This window comes from Gaoshiqia hydrogeniformans (genome assembly GCF_049347105.1).
GTDB classification, from domain to species: domain Bacteria; phylum Bacteroidota; class Bacteroidia; order Bacteroidales; family Prolixibacteraceae; genus Gaoshiqia; species Gaoshiqia hydrogeniformans.
The window spans coordinates 4,055,294-4,067,905 of record NZ_CP186334.1; the positions used below are offsets into that span (position 1 = coordinate 4,055,294).

Here is a 12,612-nt window from a genome sequence, read left to right on the forward strand (position 1 = left end):
GTTTCCTTTCCTATGAACAGACAACATACCGACCTGCTGAAAAAAATGTTGCCGGGTTTTATCCCGCTCTTTGTGTTTATCCTGGTGGATGAATTCTGGGGGATCCGCGCCGGGCTGATTGCCGCATTGATCATTGGTGTGGCCGAGTTAATCTGGATTGGCCTCCGTGAAAAACGATTCGACCGGTTCGTCTTGTTTGATACCCTGTTGTTACTGGTTCTTGGCGGGATTTCGATTCTGCTCGACAATGCTATTTTCTTTAAGCTGAAGCCTGGCCTGGTGGAGTTAATTCTTTGCGCGGTACTGGCCCTGTCGGCGTTTTCGAAAGTGAATATAGTAGCGTTAATGAGTAAGCGCTACATGAAGGATATGACGCTTTCGGGCCAACAGATGGCAAAGATGAGGCGCAGCCTGAAACTGATGTTTTATGTGTTCTTTGCGCATACCCTGCTCGTTTTTTATGCGGCTTTTTATTTGTCCGATGCGGCTTGGGCATTCATCAGCGGCGGATTGTTTTACATCTTGTTTGGTCTGGTGTTTCTGATCGAATTTATCCGGCAACGGTCAGCGAATAAGAGAGTTAATAACGAAGAGCATTTGCCTGTCGTTAATGAGGACGGACAGATTCTGGGAATGGCTCCGCGTTCGCTGTGTCACAGCGGACAAAAGTTGCTTCACCCGGTGGTGCATTTACATGTAATGAATAAGCACAAGGCCATTTATCTGCAAAAGAGGCCTATGGATAAACTGGTTCAGCCCGGGAAGTGGGATACGGCGGTTGGCGGACATATCGCTTATGGCGAAGACCTGCAAACGGCGCTGAAGCGCGAAGCCTGGGAAGAACTCGGATTAAACGGTTTTCAGGCCAGGCTGCTGAAAAAGTATATTTGGGAAAGCGAGCTGGAACGCGAACTGGTGTATGTGTTCGAAACTTACGATCATCAAAGTATCAAGCTGCACTCGGATGAAGTAACTGAAGGTAAATTCTGGACCAGGGCGCAAATTGACAAAAACCTGGGACAAGGCGTTTTTACCCCGAATTTCGAGCACGAATACCGGATGCTGTTTCGTTAAGCAGGTATTTTGTTTAATCCGCACTGCCCACCGCGACTGCCTGCTGCGACTGAAAACTAATTCATCTTCCCAAAACAAAGATCGTTGGCCGTTTTTGAATATCCGGTTTTTGTGTTTTCCACTCACCGATGGTCCTGGTCCGTATAAATTCGGTTTCGAGGGTTAAATCGCAGGCAATGCAAAGCCGGGTCTGTGGCTGGCAATAATTCAGCAAATCGTCCAGTAGTTGCAGGTTCCGGTAAGGCGCTTCAATAAATAGCTGGCTTTGATTTTCGGCATAAATACGTTTTTCCAGCAGTTTGATTTGTTGCGCTTTTTCGTCTTTTTTGATTGGCAAATAGCCGTTGAAGGCAAAGTTTTGTCCGTTCATGCCCGAAGCCATCATGGCCAGCAGGATGGAGGAAGGCCCGACCAGCGGAATGACCCGGATACCTTTCTCGTGTGCAATCCGAACCACGTCGGCTCCCGGATCGGCAACCCCCGGGCAACCGGCTTCCGACATCACACCGACATGCAGGCCGGCTTTAATGGGTTCGAGGTAGGCGTGGAGCTGATTTTTGTCGGTATGTTTGTTCAGTTCGTAAAAACGGAGCGAATCAATATCGATGGACGGGTCTGTTTTTTTTAGGAAACGCCGGGCTGTACGAATGTTCTCAACAATAAAATGAGAAATGGAATGAATGATCTCCCGGTGATGCGTCGGGATCACCGTATGCAATTCGCTTTCGCCCAGCGTGAGGGGGATCAGGTAGAGATTCGCCATGGATTAAATTTTTTTCAAAAATAATTATTTTCAATTCACAGGCCGAAAAAATCAATTTTTTGTAGTTTTGCAAACTGCATGGATACCCCGCTTCACATCAGTCTGGAATTTCTGGGTACCGGCACTTCACAGGGAGTTCCGGTGGTGGCTTGTGATTGTCCGGTTTGTTTGTCGGCTAACGAGAAGGATAAACGACTGCGATCGTCGGTTTTAATTGAAGTAAATGGTTTAAAGCTGGTTATTGACGCGGGGCCCGATTTTCGCCAGCAGATGTTGCGGGTGGGTTTGCGTCAGTTGGATGCCATTTTGCTGACCCACGAGCATACCGATCATATTTTTGGTTTGGATGATATTCGTGCGTTTAATTGGGTGCAGCGGCATCCGACCGATATTTATGCCGAAGAGCGGGTACAGGAAGCGATCAGACGCGTGTTCAGTTATGTTTTTGCCAGTAACCGCTATCCGGGCATTCCGCAAATGGCACTGCACCTGGTTGAAAACAGAGCATTCCGGATAAAGTCGCTGGAGGTTCTTCCCATCCGTGGTTTTCACCATCTGTTGCCGGTGTTTGGTTTCCGGATAGGCCGCATGGCTTATTTGACCGATGTTAATTCGCTCGAATCAGGCGAAAAAGATAAATTATTTGGTTTGGAAGTGTTAGTTGTTAATGCGTTGCGCATTGAACGGCATGTTTCGCATTATAACCTCGAAGAAGCTTTGAATCTGATTGATGAAGTAAAGCCCCGAAAGGCCTACCTCACTCATCTTTCTCACCAGTTGGGCTTGTACGACGAGGTTCAGCGACAACTCCCGAAGCATGTTTTTTTGGCGTATGACGGGCTCCGGTTGGAGATTTGAGCCATGCTTTCCTGTTAAAAAAATCATTAGTTTTTTTAGCTTAGTAAAAGCGATTTTCAGTTATAACCGCTCAGTACACGAACATAAAAGCCGATTGCATTAGAAATAGCCGAGGGTCCGGTCAATATGAAGCCTCATGCAAACTTCGTTTTACATCCCCGCGTAAATGATTAGCGAGATTCCGGCGACAAACAGCAAAAACATGGCCGTCAGCAAGCCCGATGTGCCGTCCGCCTGCTTGAATTCTTTCCAGATAAAAACACCCCATAGGGCAGCGACCAAAGTGGCTCCCTGCCCTAATCCGTATGAAATGGCAAAACCGGCTTTTCCCGCAGCAAGAATACTGAACGACATGCCGATGCACCAGATCAGTCCGCCTAAAATGCCCGTCAGGTGTTCTTTCGGCCTTCCCGAAAAATAGTCGGCATATGAAACCGGTTTCCCTTCTATGGGGTTTTTCATTAAAATCGTGTTAAATACAAAGTTGCTAGTCAGGATACCCAGTGTAAAAATAAACACGGCGGTGTAGGGGCTGAGGTAACCGCTTTCCGGTTGTTCGAAGTTGCTTGCCATCGAACTGGCAACAAAACGATAAAACAACGCCATTAAAATACCTCCGCTTACAGACAAAAGAATCCCTTTGGCCGGGACTTTGCTGTTTTGAGAGGCTTTTTTGCGGTAAGCCAATGCATCCAGGACGATGGCGAGTGTTATTAAGGTTACGCCTGTGAACAGCCAAGTAGCGTTGCCCTGCGGACTGGCAATATAATTGATCAGCACACCCAGTACCAGTGCAATACCAATGCCCACCGGGAATGCTACAGCCATTCCTGCCACCGAAATAGCTGCAACAACCAGAATATTGGCTGCATTGAAAATGATTCCTCCCGTAAAAGCATTTAACAGCTTTCCGGATTCGGCTTGTGCCAAATCGCGAAGAAATGAACGTCCTTCATTTCCAAAACTACCCAACGTAAAAGCAAAAAGTAACGACATCAGTACAATTCCTGCCACATAGTCCCAATAAAACAATTCGAAACGCCACGATTTTTCGGCTAATTTTTGAGTGTTGGCCCATGACCCCCAACAAAGCATGGTGATCATACACAGAAAAACAGCAACCGGGTAAGATGATACAATATACATAAGTGATTTGTTTGAAGAAGTTTAGAGTTGTTAGGTTATTGGTCATCGATTACCGATTACCGATTACAGGAGCTCATCGCCATATTTAATTGGGTACAACCTGTTTACTTGAGTAGACCAGATAATGATTTATCCGGACCGGGTGACATTTTTCTTTTGAGATTAATTTTATACGAACTTCGTGTTTCCCTTCCGCGAGCCCAAAACGCCAGCATACGTCGTGCTTTCGTTCCTTAAAACCGGCAGGCATCATAAAAGTTTCTGTCTTTTGCCCGTCAATAAATATTTCTATTTCAGGATCCGGTAATGCTTCCTGTTGTCTTTGGGTTCGGCCGTTGACAACAAATCCGTTTCCTTCAAAATTGAATAGAAACTCATCATTTCCGGGTTCTAACATTTGATTGATCTCATTTTTAAAAACAGGGAAATGATCATGAAAACCTATTTCTAACGCAACGGGTTTAATCTCTTGCCGGGGAAGCCGGATCACGGAGGCGGAAGTATCGGCTCCGTTTTTTTCCAGTACGGCCAACGCATGTTTGTAGCCAATCGTGTAAACATCATTCAGCGACATTGTCGTGTATCTGAAATTCAGGTTCTCAACCGGATAAAGCGGTATTTTCCAATATTCAGGAATTTGGGAATAGCCCAGCATGGTTCCCAAAATTCCACCGGCGCTGGCAGGGTTGCAGTCTGAGTCCTGGCCGCAGCGTGTGCTGATATCGATGGTTTTGGTATAATCGCCTTCACCGTAAAGTAATCCGATGACGATGTAGGCGGCGTTAATCTTTGCGTCAATATTGAAAGCCGAAAAAACGCCGTCGGGACATCCGATATCAGAAGACCATTTTCGTTCGCATTCAAACCAGGTCTGTTTCCAGTCATTGGGAAACTGCTTGTGCCAACCGATGACGTCGGTTATACACTGATGAAATTGAGACTCGGATGGAATGGTTTTTAAGGCTTCCGATACCACCCATGTTATATCATCAGAAATGAAAGCTAATGAATACATGGCAGCCACGTATACGCCTCCATACCAGCCATCACCGTAATTCATAATGTGGCCGATTTTGTCGCAGATTTCCGAGGCGGTATTCACCATTCCCGGCGACATCAGTCCGGCGAAGTCTGCTTCTATTTGAAAGTCAATATCCTCAGAATGGGGATTGTTCATCCAGAAGCCCGATTCGGGCGGCATCATTCCGTTGAGAATATTGTACCGTGCTGCCTGGTTGGCATGCCACAAGTCATAATCAGCATGCGCAAAAGCCAGCGCATGCGAACTTGCCGGCGCATCCAGACCTTCTTTTTCAAAAACATCCACAAAGGTGAGGTCCATGTAAATGTCATCGTAGAGCCCGGGCGAATTTTCGTAATACCATTTACAGCGGTTTTCATCCCAGGGAATGGGGTGGTAGTCCTGAATCATGGTCCCGTTAAACCTGAATTCCGTTGGTCCTCCGTAAGTACATCCGATTACCTGGCCGGCCCAGCCGCCTTTGATTTTATCCTGAAGTGCGTTTTTTGAAATTTCGTTGCTGAACGTCTGATCCGCTCCGTGCCTCTTTTCGGTACAGGACATGATTGTCAGTAAAATGGCTGTTAAGTATATGAATTTTTTCATCGGTTTGTTTTTAAATTATTCGTGTCAGGTGAAATTTATCTCGTTTCGTACATCATCAATTCATCGATAATATCTGCAATTTTTTGATAAGGGTACTTGTGTGAGAGAAAATAGTGGTTTGCATTCGTGTCCGGGTCCCAGGCATTTTGCCCGTTTTCGAAGATGATGAACTTGCCGGGACCATTCAGATAAAAATATTTTTCCGGTTCGCGTATGGCACAAAGTACGGCTGTTTGGTCCCATGAATTTCGTTTTTCCGATTTTTCAGACCCATAAGTATCCAGATTGTACCGATATGCCCAAGCCAACGGGTTATCAGCCGAACCTTCGTCAGCGAGCTTGAGGCCGGTCATTATGCTGACTCCGATTTCAAATCCGCTGAAAAGAATGGCTGTCGGCCAGTTTTGAAAGACATAAAACGAAGCTTCCGGATGTTTATTCACGTTAAATTCACTTCCTTCAGGAAACCGGCCTGCCATGGCGACCCAGCATTTCACTTTCTTTTTGACCAGTTCCATCCCGCTTAACGGTGAAAAATCATCAGGTCCTGATTTTAGCAAACCGGCCAGATTGCTTGTGAATCCAACAGTAACAATGGTGACACTTTTATCTTTTTGTTTTGCCAGCGTTTTTCGGTAAACTTCGACAGCAGAAGGGTAGTCGGCATTTGTTTTTCTGTCACTTAAAAACAGGGAAACAATGGAATCATTCCAGTGATTTTGGGCGGTAAAGTCGGGTGCATCGGGAACCGCTGCGCCAACCGGGATGTCCGGCCTTCTGAAATAGCGGTTAAAGGCTTCTATGGTTGGAGCAATAGTCGGGTAGGCATCGCTGGCGCAACAGGCCAGTATTTCACACTCGCCCTTGTTGGCCAAAGCATGCAGCACAGCAATTGCTCCAACATCGTCATAATCGGGTCCCATATCGGTGTCGAAAATGATTTTTACAGGTTCAGCGGAGTTGCCTGTAAAGGAGTAAGCTATTAAAATGGAAATTGCTAAAAGTAAGCTTTTCAGTTTCATCGATATCTGTTTTAAGTTGGTTTTCAATTATTGGTATGGGTTTCGACTTCTTTTCGCGATGGAATGGAAGATTGCGCTCCGATACGCGTAACAGATACTGAAGCCGCTTTGCAGGCAAACTCAACAGCTTGTTGCAGGGGTTTGTCTTCGGAAAGCGCAACTGCCAGGGCGCCGTTGAAGGTGTCGCCGGCGGCAGTGGTATCGGTTGCAACCACCGCAGGGGCGCTTACCAAGCCCGAAAAACCGTCGCTTAATACATAGGCTCCTAATGCCCCCATCGTAATGATGACAATTTGAATTCCTTTTTCTTTTAGTTTTTTGGCAACTGTTTTCGCCGACTCTTCGTCGGTTACCCGTAAGCCCGTAAGAAGTTCAGCTTCGCTTTCATTGGGAGTTATCAGGTAAATATTTTTCAACAATCCATCGGGTAGCTGATCGGCTGGTGCAGGGTTCAGAATTACTTTTTTCCCTTTTCGGGAAGCAATTTCAGCAATATGGGCAACCGTTGACACCGGAATTTCCAATTGCAGCAAAACGATCTCCGAGTCTTCCATGACCGAAATTGCCTGATCAAAATCGGTTTCCGAGAGCGTTCCGTTCGATCCGGGTGCTACCACAATCGAATTTTCTCCTTTCGAATCAACCGTGATCAGCGCAACACCACTCGGGTTTTCGGGATCGGTGGCTACAAAATCAACATTAATTCCTTCGTCTTCCAGTAATTGCATGGCTTGTTTGCCAAAAATGTCGTTGCCAATTTTCCCAACAAACGAAACTGTTCCGCCCAATCTCCTGGCAGCTACAGCCTGGTTGGCCCCTTTACCGCCCGGATTCATCAGAAACCGGCCCCCGAGGATCGTTTCTCCGGGAGCGGGAAACTTTCGCGTTTTTATAACCATATCGGTGTTGGAACTTCCAACAACCAGAATTTTTTTGATCGTCATATTTTTGTTTTATCGGCACACTAAATTATCTGATTTTGGCGTTTAATTTCTTCCAATATTTACTGACTTATATATTTTTAACGAGTTAATTATGTCTTAAAATATGATTATTTGTTTGATATATATCGATTTAATAAGATATAACTGACGAATATCTTATATTTTTAATGCTTCGTTGATGAATGGAATGTTATTAAACAGCATATGACCAAAATTGATACACTTTTGCATCTGGTGAATTCGATGACAAAAGCAGAAAAGCGTTTTTTGCAGTTAAATATGAAAACCTACGGTGCAAATAAGGATTATCAGACTTTATATAACTTACTGCAATTGCCAAAAACCAACGCTGACTTAGTTCGGAATCTTTTTAAGAAACAACGTTCGAAAGCTGGCTTCGACATCTGTTGTCATCATCTGTACCGCTTGATCATTAAAAATCTGATTGTTTTTGAAGCTGAAAAAGATATTGAGAATATTTTGCTCAAGAACCTTCAGGAATGTAAAATTCTGTTTCAAAGAAGTCTCTACAGCGATTGTTTTAAGCTGATAAATAAAAGTCAGGAGATAGCGCAGAAACAAGAGAAATTCAGCATTTTTTGTTTATTTGCGCGTCTCGAGTTACAAATGCTTAATCAGCTTGAATTTAATGAGATCCCCGAAGAGGAGCTGATTAAAAAGCAAAGCCGGCTGGAAGCGGTTTCGCGCCAACTGCGGGCGATCGATAACCATTACTCGTTGTATTATCTGATCAGACACAAGCAGGTAAACCAAGGGCCAACCCGCAGCGATGCGGAAAGAGAAAAGTTGAACGACCTGGCGTTTAATGAACTTCAGGCAAACGTCGGTCAGGTGAAAAATTCGTTTGAGGCAACTAAAATTCACCTGCTTTTTCAAACAGCTTATTTTATGATGACGGCCAATCCGCGTTCGGGCCTGAAAACCTGCTACGAGTTAAACGATTTGTTTGAGTCGAATAAACACCTCTGGGCTTCGCCTCCTGTTCACTATATATACCATATCCAGGGAATTCTTCATAGCCTGAGGGTATTCGGGCAATATGGAGAGATGCCCTATTTTATCGACCGGCTGAAAGAAATTGTGACAGCCGATTCAAAAGCGCGGGCTTTGGTTAATCACCTGACTTTTATTTTCGAAAGTTATCTGCTGACCGACCAGATGAAATATGCCCAAGCGTTGCATCATCTCGAACATTCGCAATCCGAAATTGATATTCTGCAATCAAACCTGCCGCTGGCCTTGTTTGCCGAGCTGGTTTTGCAGATTGCCCTGGTACGCTATCAAAACAAACAATGGAGAGAGGCGATAAAAACGCTTAAATTAATTTTAAGCCGCGGTAAATCAATTCAACAGCTTGCCGTTTATCCGTCTTTCCGTCTTTTTATGGTGATAATACATTTTGATTTGAACGACTTCGAGTTTATTGCTTATGAGATACGGTCGTTTGAGCGGGAGCTAAATCAACTGGCCGGATCAAAACAAAGCGAACGGCTGATACTTGCCCTGATAAAAAAACTGATCTACACCAATGATCAGGAAAAGCGGAGACTTTTGGTTGAAAAGTGTATTTCACAGCTTGAACAGTTGATGATCAACCCCAACGAGAAACTTCGGATCAGATCGATCGATTTGACCGGCTGGTTGATTTTGATTCATAAAAAATACGGGGGATGATCTTATCTTTTATTCAGAACCATGGTCCAATGGTTTCTTCAACAAAGGCAAAGCGCTGATCATCGCTATAATTAAATAAGTCAGTCCGGCAAACAACAAGGCGGTTTTCAGGCTGAAATGGTCGGTAAGGTAGCCCAGTAGCGGGCCGATTATGGCAAAATTAATACGGATTAAAAAATCGCGGACCGACAAAATGGTGGCACGTACTTCGGATTGGGTATAGCGGTTGATGTAGTCTTTGAGGATCGGATGTGCCATTCCGCGAAACAGGTAGAACATAAACAGGATGGCTATACCGGCCAGGCTGATTTCAAGCGCCGACAGGAAATACCCCAGGCTTAAGCTCCCGATGATGAGTAAAATCGATTTGCGTTGTCCCAGCGCCAGTTCCGCTTTATACGAAAACATCGACGAAATGCCGACCGACAGGTTCAGCAAGGTCCACATCAACCCAAACAGCGGGAGCGGCAGGCCTGCTTCCAGAAAGTAAGGCTGTACAAACCAGGCAAAAGTTAACGACGCAGTCCCGGTTGCCGACGAAACAAGCAGGGCTGAGCGAAGTTCCCTGTGCAGAAAGGTTTTACGGACGGTTTGCAGCGTACCTTGAAAGGTGCGAAGCAGTCCGGGAGCATGTACTGCCGGTTCTTTTAATAACAAAGTAGCCGGAATGGCCAGCGAAGCTACGCCAAACTGAAGGTAGAAAGGCATGCGTAAACTCAGGGTTGCCAGTAAACCGCCGCAAACTCCGGCGATAGCCTCCGAAAAATTTCCGGCCGAGGTAATCCAGCCTTCCTGTTTCATGTATTCTTTATCGCGTTTTGCCTCTTTCAAGGTATCATAAAGCATAGCCGAATCGGCTCCCGAAACAAAACTGTGCCCGACTCCCAGGATTATTTCCGCCACGGCAAATGCCCAAAATCCGTAAGAAAAGCTATAAAGCGAAAAACCGGCTGCCCCCAACAGGCTGCCTGCAATCAGGGTTTTCTTTCGGCCCCAGACATCGGCCATGTAGCCCGAGGGAATTTCCATCACCACAATAGCTGCCGAATAGATTGATTTCAACCAGAAGATATCCTGCATGCCAAGCCCGTTATCCTGATAAAACAAGACAACGACCGGCATCACCAGGTTAAACCATTTCGAGAATTTAATCAGGTACAGGTTGATGATATTTTTCGGGACGGTTCGATTTGCCATGTTGCAAAAATAGAAAAACAGACTCGTGTATTCTGCCGTCAGAACCAGGGAACTGAAAAAAATGTTCGGTAAGTACTGTCAGTTTTAAAGTTTTGCCCATAAAAAAATGTCAAAATGAAAGATTCTTTTACTACTTTTGGCCGGATAAATTATTTATTGTAGGTTAATCTGTCTATCAGGCAGTAAATTAAGACGAATATGAAATTGTATTTTCCGGAAAACTATGAGTCCTACCTGAATCTGAAACAGACAGAGAAGGCCATTAAGTTGGTGAAAGATTTCTTTCAGCAGGATTTGGCTTCGGAGCTGAAACTGAGCCGGGTTACGGCACCGCTTTTTGTGATGAAAGGAACCGGTATCAATGATGACCTGAATGGGATTGAACGGCCGGTTACCTTCCCGGTGAAGGAATTGGATGACAAGGTAGCCGAAGTTGTTCACTCGCTGGCCAAATGGAAACGCATGACCCTGGCAGATTTGGAGATCGATCCCGGTTACGGTTTGTATACCGACATGAATGCCATCAGGCCCGACGAAGAGCTGGACAATATTCATTCACTATACGTTGATCAATGGGACTGGGAACGGGTGATTATTTCCGACGAGCGAAACCTGGATTTTCTGAAAAAAATTGTCAAAAAAATTTATACGGTGCTGTTACGGACCGAATTCTTTGTATACGAGCATTATCCTCAAATAAAACCGATTTTGCCCGAAGAAATTACCTTCTTCCACACCGAAGAACTGGCGGAAATATATCCCGATCTGACACCAAAAGAACGCGAAACCACGGTGGCCGAAAAATATGGGGCTGTTTTTATTATTGGTATTGGCGGGGAGCTTCCTTCGGGCGAAAAACACGACGGACGCGCTCCCGACTATGACGACTGGACAACCGAAACAGTAAACGGCTACAAAGGATTGAACGGCGATATCGTGATTTGGAACCCCGTATTACAAAGTGCTTTCGAAATTTCATCGATGGGGATCCGGGTGGATAAGGAGGTTCTACTGCAACAATTGAAGATCACAAATACCGAGGACCGCAAAAACCTGCTTTGGCACAAACGCTTGCTCAACGACGAGTTTCCGCTGTCGGTGGGAGGAGGTATCGGGCAATCGCGCATTTGCATGTATTTCTTAAGGAAAGCTCATATAGGCGAAATCCAATCGAGCATTTGGCCGGATGAAATGTATGAGCAATGCCGCCGGCACAATATCCACCTGGTATAAACCGAATCCGGGCAAAACCGAAAAATAGGCTTTCATCGGATGGCTTCTGTTGATATTTTTATATCTTTGCAACCGCTTTAAGGATGCCTCGGTAGCTCAGTTGGATAGAGCAACTGCCTTCTAAGCAGTAGGTCATGGGTTCGAATCCCGTCCGGGGTACAGGCTGAAAATAAAGGAGTTACAGTTTTGTAGCTCCTTTGTTGTTTTTGGTGGGTACAAACACCGGCAAAATTTCAGCGGGCTATTTCTGTCGTTAACCCTGTGCGAGCTGTCATTCTGTAAAAAAAATTGTATAATTGCTACGGGGAGCGTGTTTGTGGGCCCTGAAAATAAGGATAATTCAGTTTCTTGAGGGTACGTTTTCCGCTTATTTATAAACGAATCTGGCTGAAAAACAATTAGCGCATGGCATTAACGGAAACAAAAGGGGGTGACTTTAAGGATAAGTGGTTCTCATTTGTTCAGGATGGAAATATGGAAGCCCTTTCTGCCATTTACTATGCCCATTTTGATCTTTTGTTTGACTATGGTCGAAAGTTTACCTCCGACGATTTTCTTATCGAGGATGCGATTCAAAATGTTTTTACGAATCTCATCCGGTTTCGCGAACGGCTCGAATATGTACGGACGATCCGCAGCTACCTGATGGTTTCTTTTCGGAATGAATTGTTTCAGCAAATCAGGCGTAACCGGAAACTTATGTGGACTAACCGGGCGCTTGAAGTCCAGTTTGCGCCGGAATATACCATTGAAGAAGAAATTGAACAGGAAGAAAGCCAGTTGGGAATGAATAAAGTATTGCTGAAAAGTATTCAAAAACTGACCTCAAAACAACAGGAAATGTTGTTTCTGCGTTACGATGCCGGTTTATCTTATGAGGAAATATCAAAAGCGCTGAATATCAGTGTGGAATCATGCCGCACGTCAGTTTATCGGGCCATCAAGGGGATCAAAACGGATTTGCGGCAAATAAACCATAAAGATTTTCTGTTGCTTCACCTGTTTATGCAGAAGGTTAAAACGTGTTTTCAGGAATAGCTGTAACTATCTGTA

Annotated in this window: 11 protein-coding genes and 1 tRNA gene; 6 read left to right on the plus strand and 6 right to left on the minus strand. The window is 45.0% G+C overall.

All coding sequences use genetic code 11. The features are described from left to right. The first annotated feature begins 12 nt into the window (after positions 1 to 12). Positions 13 to 1,074, plus strand: coding sequence for an NUDIX domain-containing protein (locus tag ACOIT5_RS16110; RefSeq protein ID WP_423127182.1), 1,062 nt, complete (start codon positions 13 to 15; stop codon positions 1,072 to 1,074). A gap of 61 nt (positions 1,075 to 1,135) precedes the next feature. Here ACOIT5_RS16110 and ACOIT5_RS16115 read toward each other — a convergent pair whose 3' ends face one another. Beyond that, complete coding sequence (locus tag ACOIT5_RS16115) at positions 1,136 to 1,837, minus strand: SAM-dependent methyltransferase (RefSeq protein ID WP_423127183.1); 702 nt, start codon at positions 1,835 to 1,837, stop codon at positions 1,136 to 1,138. A gap of 78 nt (positions 1,838 to 1,915) precedes the next feature. On the opposite strand from ACOIT5_RS16115, the gene ACOIT5_RS16120 reads away from it, so the two are divergent. Beyond that, the gene (locus ACOIT5_RS16120) at positions 1,916 to 2,695 is read left to right on the plus strand and encodes an MBL fold metallo-hydrolase (protein ID WP_423127184.1); all 780 of its coding nucleotides are present in this window, start codon (positions 1,916 to 1,918) and stop codon (positions 2,693 to 2,695) included. A 150-nt stretch (positions 2,696 to 2,845) separates the two neighbouring features. On the opposite strand, the gene ACOIT5_RS16125 is transcribed toward ACOIT5_RS16120, so the two are convergent. The 4 genes from ACOIT5_RS16125 to rbsK form a co-directional block, all read right to left on the minus strand. Beyond that, a complete protein-coding gene (locus ACOIT5_RS16125; protein ID WP_423127185.1) occupies positions 2,846 to 3,841 on the minus strand; it encodes a GRP family sugar transporter in 996 nt (331 codons plus the stop codon). Positions 3,842 to 3,926: 85 nt separating this feature from the next. After that, on the minus strand, positions 3,927 to 5,468 hold the full coding sequence (locus ACOIT5_RS16130) for an ADP-ribosylglycohydrolase family protein (protein WP_423127186.1): 1,542 nt from the start codon (positions 5,466 to 5,468) through the stop codon (positions 3,927 to 3,929). 35 nt (positions 5,469 to 5,503) lie between these two features. Further along, positions 5,504 to 6,490, minus strand: coding sequence for a nucleoside hydrolase (locus ACOIT5_RS16135; RefSeq protein ID WP_423127187.1), 987 nt, complete (start codon positions 6,488 to 6,490; stop codon positions 5,504 to 5,506). Between the two features lie 23 nt (positions 6,491 to 6,513). Beyond that, positions 6,514 to 7,434: a ribokinase gene (gene rbsK, locus ACOIT5_RS16140; RefSeq protein ID WP_423127188.1), complete on the minus strand. Its 921-nt coding sequence runs from the start codon at positions 7,432 to 7,434 to the stop codon at positions 6,514 to 6,516. A gap of 204 nt (positions 7,435 to 7,638) precedes the next feature. Between rbsK and ACOIT5_RS16145 the strand changes: the two genes are divergently transcribed. Next, the gene (locus ACOIT5_RS16145) at positions 7,639 to 9,129 is read left to right on the plus strand and encodes a hypothetical protein (protein ID WP_423127189.1); all 1,491 of its coding nucleotides are present in this window, start codon (positions 7,639 to 7,641) and stop codon (positions 9,127 to 9,129) included. Positions 9,130 to 9,138: 9 nt separating this feature from the next. Here ACOIT5_RS16145 and ACOIT5_RS16150 read toward each other — a convergent pair whose 3' ends face one another. Beyond that, complete coding sequence (locus tag ACOIT5_RS16150; protein ID WP_423127190.1) at positions 9,139 to 10,326, minus strand: MFS transporter; 1,188 nt, start codon at positions 10,324 to 10,326, stop codon at positions 9,139 to 9,141. 198 nt (positions 10,327 to 10,524) lie between these two features. Between ACOIT5_RS16150 and asnA the strand changes: the two genes are divergently transcribed. The 3 genes from asnA (at position 10,525) to ACOIT5_RS16165 (ending at position 12,597) form a co-directional block, all read left to right on the plus strand. Continuing rightward, entirely contained in the window at positions 10,525 to 11,559 is a 1,035-nt protein-coding gene (gene asnA, locus ACOIT5_RS16155; RefSeq protein WP_423127191.1) for an aspartate--ammonia ligase, read from the plus strand. 85 nt (positions 11,560 to 11,644) lie between these two features. Then, a tRNA-Arg gene (locus tag ACOIT5_RS16160) sits at positions 11,645 to 11,718 on the plus strand. Between the two features lie 246 nt (positions 11,719 to 11,964). Further along, the gene (locus tag ACOIT5_RS16165; RefSeq protein ID WP_423127192.1) at positions 11,965 to 12,597 is read left to right on the plus strand and encodes an RNA polymerase sigma factor; all 633 of its coding nucleotides are present in this window, start codon (positions 11,965 to 11,967) and stop codon (positions 12,595 to 12,597) included. Positions 12,598 to 12,612: the final 15 nt, after the last annotated feature.

Bases quoted from the DNA above. Each gene is read 5' to 3' on its own strand.
- rbsK (WP_423127188.1), bottom strand. From the start codon at position 7,434: ATGACGATCAAAAAAATTCTGGTTGTTGGAAGTTCCAACACCGATATG.
- ACOIT5_RS16115 (WP_423127183.1), bottom strand. From the start codon at position 1,837: ATGGCGAATCTCTACCTGATCCCCCTCACGCTGGGCGAAAGCGAATTG.
- ACOIT5_RS16165 (WP_423127192.1), top strand. From the start codon at position 11,965: ATGGCATTAACGGAAACAAAAGGGGGTGACTTTAAGGATAAGTGGTTC.
- ACOIT5_RS16135 (WP_423127187.1), bottom strand. From the start codon at position 6,490: ATGAAACTGAAAAGCTTACTTTTAGCAATTTCCATTTTAATAGCTTAC.
- ACOIT5_RS16110 (WP_423127182.1), top strand. From the start codon at position 13: ATGAACAGACAACATACCGACCTGCTGAAAAAAATGTTGCCGGGTTTT.
- ACOIT5_RS16125 (WP_423127185.1), bottom strand. From the start codon at position 3,841: ATGTATATTGTATCATCTTACCCGGTTGCTGTTTTTCTGTGTATGATC.
- ACOIT5_RS16150 (WP_423127190.1), bottom strand. From the start codon at position 10,326: ATGGCAAATCGAACCGTCCCGAAAAATATCATCAACCTGTACCTGATT.
- ACOIT5_RS16120 (WP_423127184.1), top strand. From the start codon at position 1,916: ATGGATACCCCGCTTCACATCAGTCTGGAATTTCTGGGTACCGGCACT.
- ACOIT5_RS16130 (WP_423127186.1), bottom strand. From the start codon at position 5,468: ATGAAAAAATTCATATACTTAACAGCCATTTTACTGACAATCATGTCC.
- asnA (WP_423127191.1), top strand. From the start codon at position 10,525: ATGAAATTGTATTTTCCGGAAAACTATGAGTCCTACCTGAATCTGAAA.
- ACOIT5_RS16145 (WP_423127189.1), top strand. From the start codon at position 7,639: ATGACCAAAATTGATACACTTTTGCATCTGGTGAATTCGATGACAAAA.